The 22,510-nt window shown below is 34.9% G+C and carries 20 protein-coding genes; 10 read left to right on the top strand and 10 right to left on the bottom strand.

Translation table 11 applies throughout. The annotated features are described in order from the left end of the window. Positions 1-10: 10 nt before the first annotated feature. The gene (locus C8N46_RS02865) at positions 11-211 is read right to left on the bottom strand and encodes a hypothetical protein (protein ID WP_108113332.1); all 201 of its coding nucleotides are present in this window, start codon (positions 209-211) and stop codon (positions 11-13) included. A 166-nt stretch (positions 212-377) separates the two neighbouring features. On the opposite strand from C8N46_RS02865, the gene C8N46_RS02860 reads away from it, so the two are divergent. Both C8N46_RS02860 and C8N46_RS02855 read left to right on the top strand, forming a co-directional pair. Continuing rightward, entirely contained in the window at positions 378-1,523 is a 1,146-nt protein-coding gene (locus C8N46_RS02860) for a methionine aminotransferase (RefSeq protein WP_108113331.1), read from the top strand. A gap of 44 nt (positions 1,524-1,567) precedes the next feature. Next, a complete protein-coding gene (locus C8N46_RS02855; RefSeq protein WP_146169706.1) occupies positions 1,568-1,801 on the top strand; it encodes a hypothetical protein in 234 nt (77 codons plus the stop codon). Positions 1,802-2,034: 233 nt separating this feature from the next. Here C8N46_RS02855 and C8N46_RS20750 read toward each other — a convergent pair whose 3' ends face one another. The 4 genes from C8N46_RS20750 to C8N46_RS02845 form a co-directional block, all read right to left on the bottom strand. Then, positions 2,035-2,190: a hypothetical protein gene (locus C8N46_RS20750; protein ID WP_170110054.1), complete on the bottom strand. Its 156-nt coding sequence runs from the start codon at positions 2,188-2,190 to the stop codon at positions 2,035-2,037. A 200-nt stretch (positions 2,191-2,390) separates the two neighbouring features. Next, the gene (locus C8N46_RS20305; RefSeq protein ID WP_158269064.1) at positions 2,391-2,555 is read right to left on the bottom strand and encodes a hypothetical protein; all 165 of its coding nucleotides are present in this window, start codon (positions 2,553-2,555) and stop codon (positions 2,391-2,393) included. A gap of 79 nt (positions 2,556-2,634) precedes the next feature. Further along, complete coding sequence (locus C8N46_RS02850) at positions 2,635-4,338, bottom strand: helix-turn-helix domain-containing protein (protein ID WP_108113329.1); 1,704 nt, start codon at positions 4,336-4,338, stop codon at positions 2,635-2,637. Positions 4,339-4,576: 238 nt separating this feature from the next. After that, complete coding sequence (locus C8N46_RS02845; RefSeq protein ID WP_108113328.1) at positions 4,577-5,461, bottom strand: thioredoxin family protein; 885 nt, start codon at positions 5,459-5,461, stop codon at positions 4,577-4,579. Between the two features lie 220 nt (positions 5,462-5,681). Here C8N46_RS02845 and C8N46_RS02840 point away from each other — a divergent pair, with 220 nt between their 5' ends. From C8N46_RS02840 to C8N46_RS02830, 3 genes are all read left to right on the top strand, one after another. After that, entirely contained in the window at positions 5,682-6,650 is a 969-nt protein-coding gene (locus C8N46_RS02840) for a sensor histidine kinase (protein WP_108113327.1), read from the top strand. A 104-nt stretch (positions 6,651-6,754) separates the two neighbouring features. Beyond that, positions 6,755-7,468, top strand: a complete 714-nt coding sequence (locus C8N46_RS02835; RefSeq protein WP_108113326.1) for a LytR/AlgR family response regulator transcription factor — start codon at positions 6,755-6,757, stop codon at positions 7,466-7,468. A gap of 62 nt (positions 7,469-7,530) precedes the next feature. Next, positions 7,531-8,316, top strand: a complete 786-nt coding sequence (locus tag C8N46_RS02830; protein ID WP_108113325.1) for an amidohydrolase — start codon at positions 7,531-7,533, stop codon at positions 8,314-8,316. On the opposite strand, the gene C8N46_RS02825 is transcribed toward C8N46_RS02830, so the two are convergent. Together C8N46_RS02825 and C8N46_RS02820 are read right to left on the bottom strand one after the other, a co-directional pair. Further along, on the bottom strand, positions 8,300-9,916 hold the full coding sequence (locus C8N46_RS02825) for an Ig-like domain-containing protein (RefSeq protein ID WP_108113324.1): 1,617 nt from the start codon (positions 9,914-9,916) through the stop codon (positions 8,300-8,302). The genes C8N46_RS02830 and C8N46_RS02825 overlap by 17 nt on opposite strands. Positions 9,917-10,331: 415 nt before the next feature. After that, positions 10,332-11,021 carry a ComF family protein gene (locus C8N46_RS02820; RefSeq protein ID WP_317046660.1) on the bottom strand — a complete coding sequence of 230 codons (690 nt, stop codon included), beginning with the start codon at positions 11,019-11,021 and terminating at the stop codon, positions 10,332-10,334. Positions 11,022-11,072: 51 nt separating this feature from the next. Between C8N46_RS02820 and C8N46_RS02815 the strand changes: the two genes are divergently transcribed. The 3 genes from C8N46_RS02815 (at position 11,073) to C8N46_RS02805 (ending at position 13,738) form a co-directional block, all read left to right on the top strand. Continuing rightward, positions 11,073-11,474 carry a hypothetical protein gene (locus C8N46_RS02815; protein ID WP_108113323.1) on the top strand — a complete coding sequence of 134 codons (402 nt, stop codon included), beginning with the start codon at positions 11,073-11,075 and terminating at the stop codon, positions 11,472-11,474. Positions 11,475-11,602: 128 nt separating this feature from the next. Then, positions 11,603-12,157 carry a class I SAM-dependent methyltransferase gene (locus C8N46_RS02810; protein WP_108113322.1) on the top strand — a complete coding sequence of 185 codons (555 nt, stop codon included), beginning with the start codon at positions 11,603-11,605 and terminating at the stop codon, positions 12,155-12,157. Positions 12,158-12,193: 36 nt separating this feature from the next. Further along, positions 12,194-13,738, top strand: coding sequence for a glycine--tRNA ligase (locus tag C8N46_RS02805; protein WP_108113321.1), 1,545 nt, complete (start codon positions 12,194-12,196; stop codon positions 13,736-13,738). A gap of 313 nt (positions 13,739-14,051) precedes the next feature. On the opposite strand, the gene C8N46_RS02800 is transcribed toward C8N46_RS02805, so the two are convergent. Both C8N46_RS02800 and C8N46_RS02795 read right to left on the bottom strand, forming a co-directional pair. Continuing rightward, positions 14,052-14,609, bottom strand: a complete 558-nt coding sequence (locus tag C8N46_RS02800; protein WP_108113320.1) for a hypothetical protein — start codon at positions 14,607-14,609, stop codon at positions 14,052-14,054. Between the two features lie 120 nt (positions 14,610-14,729). Beyond that, positions 14,730-18,149 carry a hypothetical protein gene (locus tag C8N46_RS02795; protein ID WP_394340234.1) on the bottom strand — a complete coding sequence of 1,140 codons (3,420 nt, stop codon included), beginning with the start codon at positions 18,147-18,149 and terminating at the stop codon, positions 14,730-14,732. 280 nt (positions 18,150-18,429) lie between these two features. Between C8N46_RS02795 and C8N46_RS02790 the strand changes: the two genes are divergently transcribed. After that, positions 18,430-20,802 (top strand): GAF domain-containing protein, encoded by a 2,373-nt coding sequence (locus tag C8N46_RS02790; RefSeq protein ID WP_108113319.1) that lies wholly within the window; start codon positions 18,430-18,432, stop codon positions 20,800-20,802. A 5-nt stretch (positions 20,803-20,807) separates the two neighbouring features. On the opposite strand, the gene C8N46_RS02785 is transcribed toward C8N46_RS02790, so the two are convergent. After that, positions 20,808-22,052, bottom strand: a complete 1,245-nt coding sequence (locus C8N46_RS02785; protein ID WP_245896702.1) for a Pycsar system effector family protein — start codon at positions 22,050-22,052, stop codon at positions 20,808-20,810. A gap of 190 nt (positions 22,053-22,242) precedes the next feature. On the opposite strand from C8N46_RS02785, the gene C8N46_RS02780 reads away from it, so the two are divergent. After that, on the top strand, positions 22,243-22,497 hold the full coding sequence (locus C8N46_RS02780; RefSeq protein ID WP_108113318.1) for a peptide methionine sulfoxide reductase: 255 nt from the start codon (positions 22,243-22,245) through the stop codon (positions 22,495-22,497). Positions 22,498-22,510 lie beyond the last annotated feature (13 nt).

The following is a 22,510-nucleotide window of genomic DNA, read 5'->3' as shown; positions in this document are numbered from 1 at the left end:
CGCTTACTTTCTAACATCGTATAAACGAAGGACAACCATACACCGTTGGGCAAGCGTCTCCTGTTTGACATCGAATAACGTCTTTGGTATTGCAAGCGTCCAATTCTGTAAAACACGTTGAACTGTCGTCTCCTCCACGAATTGCATGGTTTGTTAAGTTGGAAATTGATTTTTTGTGTAAAGTCAATGCGGTAATTTTTCTTTTTTTCATGAGGTATAAGTTTTTGGTTTTCAGTGTAATACTACATACAATTTTTCAAAATAAAGTACGGGTTTGCCGTATTCTTATATTTTTTAGTGTTTCATTTCACAAAGCCATACAAAATCACGAATTTTAGAAAATCAAAAACCAACACCTAACACCAAAAACTCAAAAAATGCTCCAACATACGTCCAAACTTCCCAACGTAGGAACTACTATTTTTACCGTGATGAGTCAATTGGCAGCGAAAGAAAATGCGATTAACTTATCACAAGGATTTCCAAATTTTCCTTCCGATCCGGTATTGATTGAAATGGTACAGCAAGCGTTGCGCGAAAACTACAATCAATACGCACCAATGCCCGGCGCGATGATTTTGCGGGAAGCTATTGCTGAAAAAATGGAGTATTTGTACCAGCGAAGCTATCATCCAGATACAGAAATAGTCGTAACAGCAGGCGCTACACAAGCTATTTTTACCATTATCAGTGCTTTTGTACGTCCAAATGATGAAGTAATTATTTTTACGCCTGCCTACGATTGTTACGCGCCAGCCGTAGAAACACATGGCGGAAAAGTGGTGCCGATTCAATTACAAGGAAAAGAGTTTACGGTAGATTGGGATGAAGTGCGAAATAGCATCACATCCAAAACCAAAATGATGATTATCAACACGCCGCACAATCCGAGCGGAACAGTGTTGTCAGCAGACGATATGCTACAATTGTCCAAAATTTTAGAAAATACCAACATCATTTTATTAAGCGATGAAGTGTACGAACACATCATTTTTGACGGTGCGCAACACCAAAGTGCTGCCTTGTTTCCGAAATTGGCTGAACGCGCTTTTATCACGGCTTCTTTTGGAAAAACATTTCACAATACAGGCTGGAAAATGGGCTATTGTGTAGCGCCAAAACCTTTGATGGATGAATTTAAAAAAGTGCATCAGTTTAATGTATTTTCGGTAAATCATCCGATGCAAATTGGGGTTGGAACATATTTGAAAAATCCTGAAAATTATCTGCAATTGCCTGCATTTTTTCAAGAGAAGCGCGATTTCTTTTTAGAAGCTATCAAAGCATCACGATTTACCTTTACACCATCACAAGGAACGTATTTTCAAGTGCTTTCTTATGAAAATATCACCGATGAGCCCGATGTGGAATTTGCAAAGCGTTTGACCAAAGAACATAAAATTGCGTCCATTCCGTTATCGGTTTTCAATACCAACAACGAAGATCATAAACTACTTCGTTTCTGCTTTGCCAAAACAGAAGAAACCTTGGCGAAAGCTGCCGATATTTTGAATACAATATGATATCTTTCGTTTACTAACCTATGGAACAATTAAAAAGAATCATCGTGAGACAAATCATCACGGGATATGTTGGTGCAACACTTTTGTGGATTTACTATAAAATTAAAGGACAAAAAATAACCTATCATCAGATTATGAATGAGGTGAATCCAGAAAGTGGATTCAAAAAATATTACTATAAAGCCTATTACACTGGATTTATATTTTTGATGCTATTGATACTTGTTTTATCAACTCTTTCTGGATTGAATCCTAAGATATACAACCCAAACAAGTAGATAAAAAAAGGCTCTTACAAATTGCAAGAGCCTTTAACATAATCTAATAAACTATCTACTAGTGTGCCACACAAGAGGTGATACATAAAGTTCGAGGTAAAGAATTGTTTCTTCCTCCTTGTACCTCTCTTACTGCTTTTGTTTCTAAACTAGCGATAGACGCTTTTACAAACTTTAATGATTTTCTTTTTTGAGTTTTCATGGTTTAAAATTTTTGGGTTTGTAATTTTGGTTTAGTGCGCATGGCATGAAGTAATACATAAAGAACGTCTGCTGTTACAATCTCCAATTCCTGTAACTCCACCTACAATTTCTTGTGATGTTTTTGTTTCCAAACTAGCGATAGACGCTTTTACAAACTTTAATGATTTTCTTTTTTGAGTTTTCATACTTTAAATATTATGGTTGTTAATAATTTATCGGTTACAATGTATGATTCGTAACGAATGAAAACAAAGAACGATACCGCAATAGCTTTAAATTTTAGAGGATTTGAGGGAAGATTTTTTTAAAAACGAGGTTAAACAAAAAAGCATAAAAAAATCGGGAGTATTGACTCCCGATTTTACTACTAAGTTTTCTGTTTTTTTTAATAACAAATTACATCTGCACAATGAGTAGCTTGACCTGTATTTCCAAAATCTGTATCACTGCCATTTCGTGTTCCTCCTTTGAGGTGTGCGGTAATTCTTTGGTTGATTAAGGAAATAGTTTCTTTTTTCAGTTGCATTTTTTCTAAACGCTTTACTTTCATAATTAGTTTTTTAGTTTATTATTATTTGAAAGATAAATCATTTATTTGCGAGTATGCAAAAAATGCTATCTCACGAACCTCAAATTTTTGAATTTGAGGTATTATTTTCTTTGGTATTTTCAAGATTTTTAATGTAGTACGATGGATATAGTTTTGTAGAAGCTTTAAAATACTTTGTGAACGAATTGGTGCTTTTATAGCCAATTTCTTCTGCAATATGCTTTATGGAATAGTTCCTGAATTTCGGATCTTCTTTCAATCGTTTCAATACATATTGAATTCGAAGTTCGTTTAAATACTCATTAAATTTTTGCTGTTTATACTTGTTGACGATTTTTGATAAATAGTTGGTGTTGGTTTTTAATTTTTTCGCCACACTTTGTAAGGTGCAATTGCTGTTTAAGAAAAATAGCGTGTCTTCTAATTTATCCAAACGTTGTAAAATAGCTTCTACTTTGTCATCTTCAATATTGAATTCAGGTGTTGATTTCGTAATTTTTTTAGTCTCGATTTCGGCAACCAATTTCTCAAAAATAATTTTGTTTTGCTTTTTCGCCTTCAAAAATTTATACAATAGAAAGGCACACAATCCAACCGCAAAAACACTAAATAAAATAACGTAAATAAGGCTATTTTTCAATTCTGATGTGAGGGAAGTCAACGAGTTGTTTTCTTCTCGAGCAGTTTCATACAATTCTTTCAACACTTCAATATCATCGTCTTCATTGGCATCTTTCAATTTTAAATATTTGGTAGTGTATTCAAGCTGTAATTTCTGTTGGTTGGTTTGTTCGTACGCATTGGAAAGTGTCAAATACGTACCCAACAATTCTGGCGGATTGAAAGTGACGTTTTTTTGTTGATTCTTTTCATTTACGATGGTTTCTACCAATCGCAAAAACGAAATCGCTTTATCGTAGGCTTTTAGTTCAAAATACGATTTTCCAATATAATAGTAGATTTCCGTCAATCGATTTTGATTGTTCAATCTTTTGGTAATCTTTTCTGCTTTGCTAAGATAGTCGATAGCAGTTTCAAAATTTCCTTTGATAAAATGCGCAATGCCAATATCGATATAAAAATAACTCACACCTTCCATATCATTGATGGCTAGGCTTTTTTGCAGTCCTATTTCAGAATATACCAGCGTAGAATCAGGTTGATGCAAGCGTAAAAATGTCCCGCCAACGCCCATATACGCATTAATGAGAATCATTTTATTGCTAAAATCATGCTGTTTGGCTAAAAGCATGTTGTTTTTATAAATGGAAAGCGCTTCTTCATGAAAGCCCATACGTCTTTTAATCTTCGCAATATTAGCTCTGACAACAGCTTCAAGTTCAAGAATACCTAATTCTTTGGTTATATCAAGCGCATGAAGGTAGTTTACCAAAGCTTCCTTGTTATTGCCAGAATATACAATAGCATTTCCTTTGGTGAGATACACATTTACTAAATAACGCTTATTCTTTAAAGCTTCAGTCACTGGAATAACAGAATCACAGTATTGAATTGCCAATTTATAATTCCCTTCTATATTGGCAATTTTGCTAAATTGTATATATGCTCGATACAGTCCATAATTGTCTTGTGCTTTTTTGCTTTTATAAGCTAATATTTTAGCATATTTTTTTGCTAACTCCGGATTGGAATATTTGTGCTGAACAATAAAATCATACATCTCATCCAAAGAAGCATCTTTAGGAAGTTCCTGCGCATGTAGGGTTGAAAAACAGCATAAAAATAAGATGCATGCTAAAAATCTAGAAAACAAAAATTTCATAAATAGGCGAACGTTCGGGATTGTACTACGATACTAAAAGTGTCTGAAAACGATGGCAGGTAATTTTCAGTTACATTTTACAAATTAATAACACTTTCAATGTTAAAATTACTAATTATTTGGGCAAGAAGAGAAGTTTAGTTCTTTTTTTATGACGATTTTCCCTAAAATAAAAACAACACATCTTTGCTATTGAGATGTGTTGCTTTTTTAAAATAACCTTTTATGAATTCAAGTATCATTGCATTTTTGCGAGCATGTTTTTTGCGTTTTCATCATTGGCATCTATCGAAAGTACTTTGGTGTAATATTTTGTAGCGTTTTTGTAATCTTTGATAGTGAAATAAGCTTCTGCCAGACTGTCAAAGCTGTTTTTAGTATTGGGAAATAATTGAGTGTTAATGGTAAATGTTGCAATCGCTTTTTCAAATTCTTTTGCATACAACAACACATAACCATAGGTATTCAATTCTTTAAAACTGTTGGAGTAGGATTGTAAGTTACGTGTAATTTTCTCTGAGTTTTCTTTGATGTAATCTGTTCCTTTTTTCTTAAACAGTTTGTGCAATTGCGTCACAATTTGATAGTGATGCTGATATGACTTTTTCTTGCAAATGAGAAGCAAATCAGCTTCCAAACTTTCTACTGGATGTTCTACGATACGACCGACTTCCTTTCCTTTTTTATTATACACAATAATCGTGGGAACGCGATGAATATTCATGCCTTTTTCTTCGTTGTTTGGTCCTTGTTTGTAGCTTGAACGCGCGTTGTTGACGCCGATAATGCGTAGTTTTTCTTTTGGAAAATTAGCAGTTTCTAGCACTTTGTAGAGTCTGGGAACTTCGCGTTTGCTGTCGCCACACCAAGTACCCATAAAAACGGTAATGGAATACTTCTTCAATTTTCGTTGTAACTTTTGCACAATTGCTTCATCAGGTTGGTAGGCTTCATAATTTTTAGAAAACCAAGTGTTGAAGGAATTCGACGTGAATCCTTCTTTGGTGATTTCTCCCAATAGCATTTCGCGTCCACGCGCATCTTTTGACAACGCATTAATTTCCTGCGAAAGCGAAAATTGACACATAAAAAGTATCATTACGCATAAAAAAATTCTGTTCATAATTTGATTGATTTAACTAGTTTCAAAAGTCATTCAAATCCAAACAGAAAACCAAAAAAATGTACCTACGACACAAACAACTCTACGAACGGGAATTTTTGAAAATTAGCATATTTTTCAGCGTATTCGGAAGTTTGTACAGTCGAATTTGAATTTTGTCCGTGTATATTTGACGAATCTTTGGTTTCTTAGTATTTTGAGCGTTTGAAAATACAACGCCATGAAATTTTTCAATTACACCATTTCCAAAATACTTATCCATACGTTGTTTTGGGCGTTGTTTGTTTTTGTTTCCTTATTTTACTTTTCAGATTATTATTGGGCGGCAAATCCGTTTTTGCAATACTTGTCTATTTTAGTAATTATTGTTTATGTGAATGATTTTGTACTGTTGCCGTTTTTTGAGCGAAAAAAATGGTATGCCATTTACATACTTATCATTACCATGATCAGTTTTTTGGCAACGCAATTGTATTGTTATGTCTTTGCAGAATGTGGTTGTACGGTGTCCAAATGCTTGTCGGATTATGTGTGGCAAACCATAGTGCCGATTGTTTTTTTCTCCTTTATTTGGATGTTATTTCGCTATTTGGAAAAGAAAGACGAAGTAGAGGCCATTCAGCAAAAACACACCGAAATGGAGTTGAAATTTCTAAAATCGCAAATCAACCCGCATGTGTTGTTTAATAATTTGAATACAATTTATTCCTATTCTCTAGAAAAACCTGCGCAAGTTCCTGAGTTGATTTTAATGTTGTCCAACAACTTACAACACGTGTTGTATGAAAGCAATGCGACTTTTGTTGCGCTAGAAAAAGAACTGAATTTCATTGATAATTACATCAAGTTTCAAGAAATTAGAACGGAAGGCATCAAAACAATTTCCTATACAAAACAGTTCGATCATCTGAATTATACGATTGCGCCGTTGTTGTTGATTACCATTATTGAAAATGCGTTTAAACACAGTATTATGAACACGCGAATTACCATTCATATTGAGGTGAAAAATGGTACATTACAGTGTGTATGTGAAAATACATTTGACGCAGCAAAAAGCAATACGAATCATCAAATTGGATTGCAAAATTTACAAAAACGCTTGTTGTTACTTTATAAAGAAAAACACGAATTCATCATTGAAACCAAAAACGCATATCGTGTATTATTGAAACTAGAATTGACATGAAAATAGGAAGGTATATTGTTATTTGAATAAGAGCTATTTTATAGGATACTTGAATTCTCATTTGACAAAAAGTTACGTAATTGTAGTATGCAAAAAAGATTGACATGAAACCACTAAACTGCATTATCATAGAAGACGAAATTCCAGCACAACGGATTCTACAAAGTTATATTGCACAAATAGCTTCGTTGGAATTGCTAGGAACATTCAATGCAGCGTTGAAAGCTTATGATAGCTTGCACTCAGAAGCAATTGATTTGATTTTTCTTGACATCAATTTGCCTGATATTTCCGGATTGAGTTTTCTGCGAACGCTTAAAAATCCGCCAACAATTATCATGACCACAGCGTATCCAGATTATGCAGTAGAAAGTTTTGAATTTGAAACTATTGTAGATTATTTGGTAAAGCCGTTTTCACTAGAACGTTTCCTAAAAGCGATTCAAAAAGTACAACGCTTGCAGCCGATACTGGTTGAAACGAACGTTGAAAAAAAGTCGTCTGACACGTTGTTTTTAAATGTAGACAAAGCCTTTCATAAAATTCAATTTGACGATATTTTTTATGTCGAATCCGAACGAAACTATCTTACATTAGTTAGCAAACACCAAAAATTATCCTTTATCGGAACCTTGCGAACTTGGAAAGAAAAACTGCCTGAAACCCAATTCATACAAATTCACAAATCGTTTGTCATTAACAAAAATCACATTGATAAAATTGCGGGAAATGAAGTTTACATTCACGACAAACGTATTCCAATTGGCAGAACCTACAAAACACATTTGTTTGAAATGCTAGACATTCAAGGAAAATAGTACTAACTTTACGTTATCGTAGAGATTGTGTCTATGATTGCACCAAAAATCAAAAATTACTCATGGAAAGCGAACAACTCAAAGTAGCGCTTGTTCAAACCAATCTTGTTTGGGAACATCCTGCGGAAAATCGTCAGCAATTAGCAAAAAAAATAGATGCCATTACAGAAACGGTTGATATCATTGTATTGCCCGAAATGTTTACTTCTGGTTTTACCATGAATCCGAAAGCCGTTGCCGAAACAATGGGCGGTGAAACGATACGTTGGCTAAAAAATACAGCAAAAACAAAAAATGTTGCCATTACAGGAAGTTTGGTGATTACTGAAAACAATAACTATTACAATCGTTCTGTGTTTGTGTTGCCTTCTGGCGAAGTGAAAACCTATGATAAAAAGCACACATTCACGTTGGCAGGTGAACATAAAGTCTACACAGCAGGAACTTCCAAAACAATTATTGATTATAAAGGCTGGAAAATTTGTTCTTTGATTTGTTATGATTTGCGTTTTCCTGTATGGGCGCGCAATGTGGAAAATTACGATGTATTGCTATACGTTGCCAATTGGCCAAAACCACGTGTCAATGCTTGGGATGCCTTATTAAAAGCGCGTGCTATAGAAAATATGAGTTATTGCATTGGCGTGAATAGAGTAGGACTCGATGCCAATTCCAACGAATACAGTGGACATTCAGCAGCGTATGATGTATTGGGCGAAAAATTGACCAACATTCCGTCCAATCAAGAAGCAACGGAAATTGTGACTTTGACAAAAGCACACATTGCAACTTACAGAAACAAATTGAAATTCTTAGACGATAAGGACGCGTTTACTTTAAATTCGTAAGCACTTCAATAACATCCCAATTGGCGCGGACTTCCACTTTTTTAGGAAAATATTTCACCACTTCGGGCTGAATGTTTTTTAAATAATTTCCCGTATCCCATTTGCCATTTTTATTCGTGTCATAAATCACGCGGAAATACACAAATTGCGGATTGATGTATGGAAAATTATACGAAGGTTGTGCTTCTGTCACATATTGCTCTGCAACCACTTCTAGCTTTTCATTTACAATCTGGATAATCACAGGAAATTCTGTTCCAGGATAGGAAAGTTGAATATTTCCATACTCTTTATTTTCCTTCGTTGTCAACGCATAATTCAATGTGTCGTTCACTTCACCATAAAAATCGGTAATGGTTTTTGGCAACATTTGAATGTTATAGCGCTGGTTTTCTTTCTTCTCAAAAAACAGATCCAAACTATTGTTTTTCGTATTAAGCTCAGTCGTGAATTTGACTGGAATGGAATCTTTATTTTGAATAGAAATCATACGTTCATCAATAGCTGTAATTGGTGTGTTGGACGCTATTTTAAAATCGCCGTTTGGCGGAATCACACCGCGATAATTCACAGACAAGGTCAAGGAGTCTTTCTTGATATCTTTTAATTTCACAGTAAAATCCTTGCTATAATTTCCTTTAGAAACCGTAAATAAAAGCGAATCTGTTTCTGGTTTTAAATTCTCAAACCAATAGCGCAAGGTATCTTTTTCAGGATGGCGTGTGGTTTGAAAACGAAAATTGTCCGCAACTTCTGAATTTATCGTAATGTTCATGCTGTCTACGTTTCCTTCATACCCAAAAGCAATCATGTTTTTGGAAATCTGTGCAGGACGTGTGGCTTTAAATTCAGGAATTTCTTTAAACAGCGTTATCGTGTAGAAAGAATCCGTTGGCACGGTAACTTCCTGCTCAACATAGCCAATTTTATCTGAATTCGGATTGAACAAATAATTGTTAGAAGCATCTTTTAGTGCAATCATTTTATACGTTCCTGCGCGTAAATTAGACAGTTTAAACTCTGTCAAACTATCCAATGTATTGGTAATATACGTCGGTGTTTTTTTATAGATGATAGAATCAGTATACGTAGAATCAATTTCATATAACATCACAGAAACAAACTTTTCTGGTGTGCGATTCAGCGCATCTTTAATCGTTCCAGAAACTTCTAGCGAGTCAATATACGAACCTGTAGAAAACACATATTTAAAATAATCGTATGGATTGTCTTCGTTATTATCCACAATACTTTGTCCAAAATTGAATGAATATGTCGTATTGGGTTGAAGCGTATCTAAAATTTGAATATCAATATACTTACTCGCGTTTCCTTGTGGGTAAATAATATAGCCACCTTCTTTTATTGGTGGCGAAATAATCAATTGTTTCTGTACATCTTTGATTTTAATATATTCATCAAAATAGATGCGAATTCGCTTTTCATCAAAATTAGTGCTGAATTCCTTCGGTTGTGCTTTCACCATTTTTGGAGGTGTTTTGTCGGGTTCGCCACCAGTAGGATATCCGCGCTTCGCGCAATTCACCAAACACAAAAGGATACAAACGACTAAAGAAAAATATATAAAACGCTGTTTCATGAACTCATGTAAAATAATACGCTACAAATAAACTAATTATTTTTGGTACTGGCGAAGGTTTTAACTCGGATTAAACATTATAACTATTATAAGCTATTTTCAATGAAATACAAATTGATACAATCTTTTCCGCAGTGTAGTAATGATTTTTCGTAAAATTTTTCTAAAGATTTAGAAGGGATTAATTACATAATCTTTGCAATTGAAAATAGAGCAAAGGGAATTAAAAACTCGAAAAATTATTACGGTTTTAATTTTTCAAAAAAAATTAAAAACACCTCTGGAAAAGCGCCATTTCTTTTGTTTCATTTTCTTTGGGCGAGCAAAGAAAAGAAAATAAGAAATTTAATTTTTCTACTTTTTCATACATGCTATTGAAACAAATACGAATTTTATTTGAAGATAAAGATGATTTTTAACTCGCTATTGACATTGTGGCAACACTTATTGTAATATTTGGAATTTTTTGAAGCGCGATAGCACAGGCTTCTAAAGTAGCACCTGTCGTAATAATATCATCCACTAATAAAATATGTTTTCCTGCCAATATTTCGGTATCTGTAATCTCAAATGAATGTTGTGCAGTCATCCAACGTGCCGCTCGTTTTTTAAATGCTTGTGTTTTGATGTTTTGAGTCTTTACAAGAATGGTGTCATCATACGCAGCTTCTAAATGTGTGGCGAGCTGTTTTCCAAACGTTGCTACTTGGTTGTATCCGCGTTTTTGTAATCGTTTTTTGTGTAATGGTACAGGAATGATGTAGTCAATTGAATGGTAAGCTACTTCCTTTTTTAATCGCTCACCTAGCATATTTCCTAGTAATGTGCCAATTTCTTGTCTGTTTTTGTATTTTAATTGATGTATGAGTTGTTGTACTATGCTATTCTTTTTGTAGTGTAACAATGCGGTGGCGTTTTCAATATGTACGCGACCATAAAATGTATGTTTTACAGGATTTTCTGCGTGTTTATGAAACTCTGTAAATGGTAGATTGTGCAAACATTTCGTACAAATATGCTGTTCTTGATGCTTCAATGTGTCCGTACACGACAGACAAGTTGCTGGAAAAAAGGAAGAAAGAATATTATTTAATATATTTGTCACGTACGAACGATAAAAATTTAACACAATTCGTTTTAAAAGTACTACTTTTTTATGAGTGGAACTACCAAAAATACAATTCAAAAAATATTACTTGTGGCACTTTCTGCGATGGCGGTGTCAATTGTTTGCATTTCTTTTTTATCTGATAGAGAAAACAAAGAAAAAAGTAAATATTTGAAAAATGAAAAATCGTTGGTAGAAGAAGAACTCAGAGAAATTATCAAGAATTACGACCATTTAACAAAAGAACACGTAACTAACTCTACGGAACTGTTACTCGAAAAGAAAAAAGCCGAAGTACTACTCGATAATATAGCACATACTACGTTAGATTACGAATCGCTGACAGATTACCGAAAAAAAATGATTGAACTCCGCAAAAGCAATCTTCAAATCCAACGAAAATTGCACAGTAGCATGTCTTCAGGCTCTATAAATACAAGCTTTAAATAAAAAATTACGCAACATCATTTCATTAAAAAAGAAAAAGATTCACACAAAAATCACCTTACTTTCTGAATATTTTCTTTACTTCGCGATAATTTCGAAAAAACCAACACTAAGTATTAAAATTTCCTCGATTGGATCGACTAAAATTTTTCAGAGAAGCCATACGCGATATCAAAACTTCTGGAACGATTGTGCCAAGTTCCCGTTTTTTAACCAAACGAATGGTAAAACATATCGATTTTGACACCGTAAAAGTCATTGTCGAATTTGGTCCTGGAAATGGAATCATCACAAAAGAAATTCTAAAAAGAATACGACCTGGCACCAAATTAATTGCGTTCGAAATTAATAATCGCTTTTTTGAATCGCTCGAAAAAATAAAACACTCGCAACTCATTATTGAAAAAGTATCTGCGGAAGAAATTACGCCTATTTTGCAAAAACACGGTTTTGACAAAGTTGATTGTGTCGTTTCGAGTTTACCGTTTACTAATATTCCTGCTGAAATAAGCGATAGAATTTTAGACAATACCTACGAAGCAATGCGCGATAACAGCGTATTTGTGCAATACCAATACAGTCTTTCCTACTACAAAAAACTCAAAGAAGTTTTTAAAGATAAGGTGAAGTTATCTTTCGAAGCATTCAACATTCCACCAGCTTTTGTGTACATCGCAAAAAAATAGCTTGTAGCTGATATACAAACGTTTTATATTTGCGGCATGGCAAAACAAGACGATCAATTTAAAAAAGTAATATCGCACGCAAAAGAATACGGTTATATCTTTCAATCAAGTGAAATTTATGACGGATTGAGTGCGGTGTACGATTATGCTCAAAATGGAGCAGAATTAAAGAAAAATATACGCGACTATTGGTGGAAAGCCATGGTGCAAATGCATGAAAATATTGTGGGAATCGATGCTGCAATTCTCATGCATCCGACAACTTGGAAAGCTTCTGGGCACGTTGATGCGTTCAACGATCCGTTGATTGACAACAAAGATTCTAAAAAACGCTATCGTGCGGATGTTTTGGTGGAAGATTACCGAGAAAAAATTGTACAAAAAATCGATAAAGACATTGAAAAAGCCAAAAAACGTTTTGGCGATGCTTTTAATGAAGAAGAATTCCGTGCTACCAATCCGAATGTATTGCGTCGTCAAAAGCAAATTGACGAAATCAGTGCAGAATTGGCACGCGTACAGGAAGAAAATGATTTGGAAGGCTTCAGACAGTTAATTATCGATTTGGGCATTGTCGATCCTGTATCGGGAACCAAAAACTGGACGGAAGTAAAGCAGTTCAACTTGATGTTTGGTACGCAATTGGGTGCTTCCGCAGAAAGTTCAACCAAAGTATATTTACGACCAGAAACGGCACAAGGTATTTTTGTCAACTTTTTAAATGTGCAAAAAACGGGACGTATGAAAATTCCATTCGGAATTGCGCAAACAGGAAAAGCGTTTCGTAACGAAATTGTAGCGCGTCAATTCATCTTTAGACAACGCGAATTTGAACAAATGGAAATGCAATTCTTTGTAAAACCAGGAACGCAAAAAGAATGGTATGAGCAATGGAAAGAAACGCGTTTAAAGTGGCACTTATCATTAGGAATGGGCGCAGAAAACTATCGTTTTCACGATCATGATAAACTAGCGCATTATGCAGACGCTGCGGCAGATATTGAATTCAATTTTCCATTCGGTTTCAAAGAATTGGAAGGAATCCATTCGCGTACAGATTTCGATTTAAGTCAGCATGAAGAGTACTCTGGAAAGAAGCTAAGATATTATGATAACGAAACCAAAGAAAGTTATATACCATACGTGGTGGAAACTTCTATTGGTTTGGATCGTATGTTTTTGGCGGTATTCTCTAATTCATTAGTAGAAGAAGAGTTGACAGATGGAACTACGCGTACCGTATTGCGTTTGCCAGCAGTATTGGCACCAACAAAAGCAGCAGTATTGCCACTCGTAGAAAAAGATGGATTGCCAGAAATCGCCAGAAAAATTATGGACGATTTAAAATGGGATTTCAATATGGTGTACGAAGAAGGTAAAGATTCTATTGGTCGTCGTTACCGTAGACAAGATGCAGCAGGAACGCCATTCTGTATTACGGTTGATCATGAAACTAAAGACGATCATATGGTCACTATTCGTCACCGCGACACAATGGAACAACAACGTGTAAAAATTGAAGAAGTACGTGGCATCATCGCTAAAGAAGTAGACATGCGTACATGGCTGATGAATATGTAAAATTCATTCAGTAAAAATAGATTAAAGCGCAGTACATTTTGTATTGCGCTTTTTGTTTTTAATACGCTGTAGTTAAATCCTTAGCCATATTTATAAATCTCATGATGGTATTTATAAATGTAGTAAATAAGCATTTTTATGTGTAAGATATAAATTGTTATTTAGCAGTATAACTTTATTATAATAGGAGCTAAAAACTAAGAAAATATATTGAGAAGAATCATTTTTTCCTTCGAAAAGCCTATCGTTACATTAAAATACAAGAACGGTAGGCTTTTTAACTATATGGTATAATGTTAATGTACTTGTTTTTTTAAAAACGGTATCCTAAAGAAATTCCACCTCTAAATGTCAAATCTGGTGAGTTGTCGTCCAATCCGATGTTTCGTCCGCCACCAAGGGAAATTTCTAACATAAATCCTCTTTTATTCACCCACTTTTGTCCGATAGACAATCCCAAAGCAGCATCAAAATACGCTTCATTTAAGTTATCTGGATTATCGCCCGAAGCAAATTTTGAAAATACTTCTGCATACAATCCTTTAGCTCCAAAGTCTTGTTTGTTAAAAAAGTAAAATCTAAAAAAAGGCGTAACAGCAAATTTTTCATAATAAGTTACATCATCTTCAGTGTCTCTCAAATTTGCAAAAATAGAAACTCCATATCCGATAGCTGAATCGCTTACGCGCTCGTAGCTAACATCAAGTGCAGAGAAGAAAGCGGCGTCAAAAACGTCTAAACGAATTTCATTGGCACGATTGCCTACGCCAAACGGATCTGTAGTTGTGCTATCAGTGGTGTTTTGTGCATGTACTGCAAATCCTAAAAAAAGAAATAATACGAGTAGTGTAGTAGAAAAGTTGTTTTTCATAATAATTAACGGTTTTGTTGTTATATGTTGTTTTGTCTTACCAAGAATTATACCACTGATAGATGTGAAAATAAAAAAAAGGTTGCGTAATGATGAAAATGTTTTGAAAAAAGCGACTGTTTAAAAGAACGCTCTCAACTGCACATTTCCTGTATGAATGGTCTGTGAAGCCTCACTTTTTCTGCCAAAATAGGAAAGATTCAAATCTAAAAACTTGGTCAATTTCTTCTGAATTAAAATATTCCATGTAAAATTGGTGCCAGGCTGCAAACCTTCCAACATTTGGTAACCTACAGGCGAAAAGGCGTTTCCAGAAAAGTCATTTTGAAAGTAATTAAATTCGCCGTTTAGGGCAATTTTTTGCTGATTGTTATACGCAAACGAAATACCTACTTTTTGCTGCGTCAATTGTTCCAAATCGCCAGCGAGATTCTCCTTATTTTCATATTTATAAAACACGCTAAAACGACTGTTTCTACTGAATAAATATGATAAAGTAGGTTCTACTTTAAATAGATTGATTTCAAAGTTTTTATTAAGAAAGTTCTCAGAAATACTCTCGGTTTTACCCGTACTACTAATCAAATCGGTAAGCCAAAATTTACCAATTTTATGTGTAAATTGGAGCTGATGTGAGGTATTGATATTTTCCTGGGAACCGATAGACAGTAAATTTTTCGATTTGGCATTCAAATACGTGTACGAAGTAGTGTATTTTTGCTTTCCGCGATTAAAAAACAGTGCATTTCGTAAAGTTTGATTCAATCCCAAAACATTCTCATCTTCAGAATCGTCAAACGGATTAAAACTAAAATTATCATTCTCACGACGTATCTTTCTATCTATTAAAAATGATGTTTGATTGTAAAAATGCGATAAAAACTTTTTGACACCTTTGGTATTGCTCGTATTCCAAGTAGATGGATTGAGCGTTACTACTTGACTAAATTTGTTTTGATGCGTTTTGATGAAAACCTGATTCGGCAACAGCACACGTACATAAATAGCTTCATCGGGAAACTGTGCCAATTCAAATTCGTTCAGTTCTTGAATTCCGTTGTCATTATAATCGTTCCATGTGTACACACCTTGCCCAGGATCGACTTGCACATACGTAAATTCCTGTTGCGGCAACGTTCCCGAATTGGTTTCGTACACCGTATTCAAGGTCACAATATTATCAAACAGTCGCTGCTGATATACCAAACGCGAGTTCAACGAAGTTTCGTCTTCAATCGTTTCATCTTCTTGGTCTAAAGTTCTGTAATTCACAAACAATGACAATTGTGTATTTTTATTCTGAATTAAGCGCGACTTTAAATAGTACGTATTCGAAGTGTTGACACGTTGCAATAAATTGTTCCGCAAACTATCATTCACACGATACGTATAGCCAACTTCGGCATGAATTTTCAAGCTATCGCCCACGCCAATAAATCCTGTATACGCTTTAAATCGTTGACTCAACGGCGTAAAATTTTGTGTGGTAATTTCTTGTTGTTCATTGCTTTCCAAATCGACGCGTGCGCCCACCCAACTTTTATCAAAACTATACGCCGCACGTGCAAACAAGCGTAAAAAGTCGGAAGTTGTGCTCACGGTTTCGTTTGTTAAAAAGCTTCCGCTAGATTGCAATTGCAGTTTGCCAAATTTCAAATTGGATTGCAATACATGCCGATTTCCCGTAGCATTATTGTCAAAGTTCAAATATTCAAAACGATACTGTGCAGTGCCGTTTTTTTCGTTGGAAAAATGCAATCCTGTAGACAAAAATTGCTGATTTCCCGCATTGAAATTGTTTTCCAAATTCCAATCGCGACTAAATTCAATAGAGTACAATCGCTCAATAGTTTGAAACTTCTCATCAATATGATTAAAATTAGCAAAACTGCGAATCTTCCATTTTTTATCGAGCAATTGTTGTTGTACGCTAATTTTAGCCGCCAATCCTTGATTGTCATCATCGTCCAAAGACGAAAATAAATTCTGATCGTTACTGCTAAAACCGACTTCAAATTGCACGTCCGTTTTTTCACTTGGCGTATACGCACCATTCACTACAGCAACCTGAATTTTTGTAGGAGCTACGAGTTGAATTATAGGTTCATAATTTCCTTGCGGAACGCCCGCAATCGGCGAAACATATTCGTAAATACGTCCGTTAGAAGCTGTATTTGACAACACATAATTCCCTTGATTGTCTCCGACGAGCGAAAAACGAACATCAAACAACGTATCGTCAGGATTGTTTGAAAAGACAAAGACTTCCATACCGTCAATAGTTTCTTTGCGATACAAAATGCGGTTTTCCGAAAACGGTTGTTCCACCGCAGAAGGCGCATTCATCAACTGTTGATTGTCTCCCGCATCGCGTAAAATTTGCACTTGTTCTTCGGATAAATTTTGCTGAATCGGTTGATTTTTTGAATCATTTTCCGAATAGATATAGCCTGCAATTTTAAACTTTTCACGTTCATATTGCGCGCCGCCGTATGCTACAAATCGCGTGTAATTATTATCTGTAAATTGATATTCTACCGTAATTCGCATTTCGGAAGTTATTGGAAAACGTGAGGTAAAGGTGATTTCTCCCGCGTTATAATCTATCACATAATCGTTATTTTCCCCGCGTTCCACAGGCAAACCGTTTACATAGACTGTTTCACTTCCAGAAATAATTAAAATAAACAATTCTTCATTCGGACCTGTCAATTTGTACGGTCCTTGATTTCCTTCTTGTCCTTGAAAACGACTTTGCGTATAGCGTCCGCGTACCAAAGCTCCAGCAGCAAATAGGGTGGTATCGCTGTTTTCGCCAGGCAAATTTGCCGTAATGCCCACACCTTGTACTTTTTTCTGAAAGCGCATAAAATCGGTGGTTGTATTTGCCAAATTCACATCACCAGCACGAATTTTCCAGCGTTTGCTTTCCAGTTCAATAAAAACTTGATCAAATTCGTCCAAACGTTGCGAATAGCCACTTTCTTGAATCGGAATATTGGCATCTTGAATGGAAGCGCGAAGTGTGATATTTTGGGAAATTTTCCCTGAAATTTGCAAATCCAATTCCGAATTCAGTACCGAATTTTGATTGTTTCCAATCGTAACGCCACGTGAAATGCTTCCAGAGGTATTCAAGCCATCAAAAAGTTGCGTGTTGCTCGGTTCTTTATTGGTGCTGAGCGACACAATTTTATCAATATCAATCGGGTTTTCAACAATCAAATCTTTATTAAAGCCTTTGTATTTTTTGGTGAGAAACTTTGGGTATTTCGTATAGCTTACGCGAATGGAATCGGTAGTAATTTTTGAAACATCAAGATATAAAATTGCTTTTGTGAAGTCTATTCGGTAGGCAGTTGAGTCAATTTTTTTATACTGTTTATCAGTAAGTTCAAATTTAAAAGGATTGATACTCACCGAATCGAGCACGATAGAATCTTTGACAGCCACTTTTTTTGTACGACGGTTTTTTGTTTGTCCCTGCGTTTGCACAGTGAAAAACAATCCGATACAAAAAAATAGAAAGAGTGACTTCATCTACAACTAAACTAATTCCAATCAAAAATATTTTAATTTTTGCAGGAAAAGAAGCTTTTTAGTCGAAACGATAGCTGTGTACTTAAAAAGTGATTGTAAATAGGACATTGAAATTGCTAAAATTTACATGTTTTACTGCATCGTTTTTTTTAATTCAAAATATTGGCGTAACTTAACTAATAGTCAATTATTTAGTGATTTGTAATGAAAACTGAAAACAAACGTCTAAAAATCACAGCTTCACAAGGATTTCGTATCTTTGTAAATTAAACCGAGCATCATGGAAAAGAGCAATACACATCAAGAAATTAATTTGCCGTTACAACTTGTCGTAAGTTTTGACCAAGTTATTTCTTTTTACGATAGATATATAGAAGACACAAACCATCCGTATCATAAGTCTGCAGTGGAAATTATGGAGTATTTGGATAATTATCCAGAGTTGAGAGACGGATTTTCTGATTTTTCAAAATTAGAAACCTATAAAGAACAAATTGATTTGGTGTTGGAAGGATTGTTCCCTGAGATTTTAACCGACAATGAAATTAAAGTGGCAACCATTCCTTTTACATTTCAGTCGTTCAAATATTCCAACCGACTTAAAAATATTCTTCAAAACGCGGGAGACGATTATAGCTTTACAGCGCGAAATCTTCCAGAAAGAGAGATGTACATGCACGCCTGTGTGTTGATTTTGAATGTGTGTTATGGTTATACAATTGATTTAAAACGTCCGTTTTATTTTGACATTCCAGATAAGAATTTAGGCATAACCAAGCATTACCGTGTTGCGTTCAATGGCGATTTTTGTCAAGTCATTCCAACCGAAGATGCACCAAAAATCACGCAAGAAGATGTTCATTTATTATTGGATAATTACGATAATATTGAAGTTTGGAAACAAAAATTTCCATTAGAGAGTTATATTTTCAAAGGTTTTGGCATCATGAATTTATTCGATGTTACTTTTGATGAAACCTTGTCATCTATTCGTGAAAATTTATTGCGAAGTGATGATAATATGGTCGCTTCTTTGCGTAAAAACTTGAGTGAATTTTTTAATATTAAAGATTTAAAACTTGGTTTTTCTGTCTTTGGTGGTTTGGATAAGAAAACCTGTAAAACGCATATAAAACGCTCAGAAAGCTTAATATTTCATGATGAGGATGAAGTGTCTTGTAATGAATTTTTCTGTAGAGGAATCATTGATAAAATTTTTTACAAAAAAGAAGAAATTGCCATTTCAGATTTGGAGCGTTACGGAGAACATTCTGGAGAAAACGGCTTTTACAAACGTTTAAAAGCGCAAGGTATCAACAGCATTATTTTGATTCCTATTGTGTCTTCTCACGGAAGAGATTTAGCAGTATTAGAAATTGCTTCTCCGCGTGCGTATGAACTCAATTCTGTAAACCAGCAAAAGCTTCAAGATATTATACCGGTGTTTCAAGCAGCGGTTTCACGTGCTTCTGAAGATTTCCAAAATACCTTAGAAGCGACGATTCAAGAACAATATACGTCAATTCATCCTTCGGTAAAGTGGCGTTTTTACGATGCTGCTGAAAATTATCAAAAACAGATTGCAGATCAAGTTGAAAATCCTGAAATCGAAAATATTGTGTTTGACGATGTGTATCCGTTGTACGGACAAAGCGATATCAAAGGTTCATCGGTGGCTCGAAATGAAGCTATTCAAGAAGATTTGACCACACAGTTAGATTTGGCAATTAAAGTTTTGGAAGCAGCAAGCCATCAAGAAAATTTACCAATTTACGAAGAGCTTATTTTTAGAGTGAAAACCTATTTAAACGATACTGAAGAAGGTTTAAAGGCAGGTGACGAACTCGGAATTTTACAGTTTTTAAAGAAAGATATTTATCCTGTTTTCAATCACTTAAAAGAAACCAATCCAGCGTTGGCGTTGTTGGTGACAGAATACATCAACAGTTTGGATAAAAATCTAAAAGTGGTGTACGATAAGCGAAAAGCGTATGAAGATAGCGTGAATATATTGAATGTAAAACTGGCAAAATATATTGACAAGAAGCAAGAAGAAGCGCAGGAAATGTTTCCACATTATTTTGAGCGCTACAAAACCGATGGTGTTGAATACAACATGTATATTGGTCAATCGTTAGTGCGCGATAGGGCTTTCCACAAACTCTATTTGCACAATTTGCGTTTGTGGCAATTGCAAAATACCTACGAAATGGAGCAAGTAGCCTACAATGCTCGCAAAGAAATGGATCACGATTTGCGTGTGGCTTCGCTTATTTTAGTGCATAACAGTTCGCTGGCGATTAAATTCCGCATGGACGAAAAGCAGTTTGACGTGGACGGTGCATACAATATTCGCTACGAAATCATTAAAAAGCGTATTGATAAAGTCAACATCAAAAATACCACAGATCGTTTGACCGTTCCTGGAAAAATTGCAATTGTGTACTCGCAAGACAAAGACGCGTTGGAGTATATGAAGTACATCAAATTCATGCAATCGAAAAACTGTTTTGGCAAACTAGAAAAGCTTGAGTTGGAAGACTTGCAAGGTGTTTCCGGATTGCGTGCGTTGCGTGTAGAAGTGATTTACAGAGAAGATTTCAACGAAAAATCTTCATTGACTATTGACCAGTTGATGGAAGAATTGAAGTGAGAATTTTACGGAACTAACAATGCGGTTGTAGCTTCATGTATTCTTCTTCCAGCTTCTGGATCGCGGGTGTAAAACGCAATCACAAACGACAATACACTAACTACGATGCCAATCATAAAAACGGTATAAGTTGTTCGCAATAAACTATATTTTCGATTCAACACAAGTCCTAAAAAGTACAAATCTTTCGTAAGTGAACCGTATAAATAATCGCGGTCTTGCATCATTTCGCCCATTGCCCACTCAAATTCGTCTAGCTTCATTTTGTGGAAATTTCCGAAGAATAACAAATTCACTTTTCTATTCGCTACATCTTCTTTGGTAAACTTTCCCGAAGTTACATTTGGACGTGTTGCCAAAATAGAAAGCACCATCGATGTTACGGTGAAAACGGTAAAAATAATCGTTGGATAAATCAGATAATCATTCGAAGGATTATCGAGTTTGGAAACCAAATTAGACAACACCATGGAAATGATAATTGCATTTACGGATAGCAAAATATTGGCTTTGGTATCGGCAATATCACTCAGCGTAATATGATTTCGAAGTGCTACACGAAACATGGTTTCAATACCGCGCTCTGGCAATTCAATTTTACGTTTCTTAAACTTTAATTCCGCTTTTTTCTGTTTTAATTTCGTAACGGAACGCGAAACTTTATTTTGACTTTTCAGCAATTTGGAAAGATTTTTTCCTTTGCGTTTTTGCCAATTCTTTGCGGCGTAGCTCGTATAAAATTTATGTCGTTTTGATAAAAAATTGATATTCTCTTTCAACCATTCACCTTCCGAAATAGATTCACCTTGCGTGAGTTCAATTTCTTTTCGAAGCAATTCAGACACTTCTTGATAATTTTTGCTACCAATATGCCCACAATCTGCATCACAAATGACTTCTTCTAGTAAATTACTAGGTTTACTGCCCATTTTTGTTGCCAAAATAAGCGATGTAATGACTTTCAAATCTTCTTCGGCAATGTTGTGTTGTGTGAGAAACTCGGTGGCGATTCGGGCACTTTCTTCTTCGTGATTTTCAACACCTTTGGCATATCCTGTATCGTGAAACCACGCTGCAATAACAAGTTGTTGCGCAGGTTTTTCCTCAATCTCCATGCCTTCAATAATTTCCTTTGTGCTGTCAACTACAGACTTGGTATGCGTTAAATTATGATACACATACGACTTGTCTACATTTTTATTCAGAAAGTCAATCACATACTTTTCAACTTCAACAATAAGTGTCTCCATAAAGGCTTCTTTAAATTAAGTCAACAACTTTGGAAAAATCCCATAGTGTCTTAATCTCGATTATCAAGTAAAAATACTAAACTTTAAGCAATGTTTAGTAATCATGCATCAAAGGTTTATATCTGTCTACTATTTTATCAAAACTTTACAGGGAGCATTCTTAAAAATGTTTTGTTACTTTTAGAGGGAAATGAAATTATTACAATACATTCAAAAACTTCCCAACGGCTATTGCGAAGTGCGATACAATAACGCCAAATACAGCGTTACCAAAAGTGTGTTCAACAATGAAAAAAGTTATAAAATTTATGCCTCAGAATTGGGAGGAAAGAACTTCATTAGCCTTAATTATTATTGTACAAGTCAACGTGAAATTTTAAAACCTTGTGAAATGCCTGTGACTAAAGTCGTTCACTTTTTAGAAAACTACGAACTTATATGTTAACATTTGCGAATGA

Origin of the sequence: Kordia periserrulae (assembly GCF_003054265.1) — a bacterium.
GTDB classification, from domain to species: Bacteria; Bacteroidota; Bacteroidia; order Flavobacteriales; family Flavobacteriaceae; genus Kordia; species Kordia periserrulae.
This window is presented reverse-complemented; position numbering and strand designations above follow the sequence as displayed.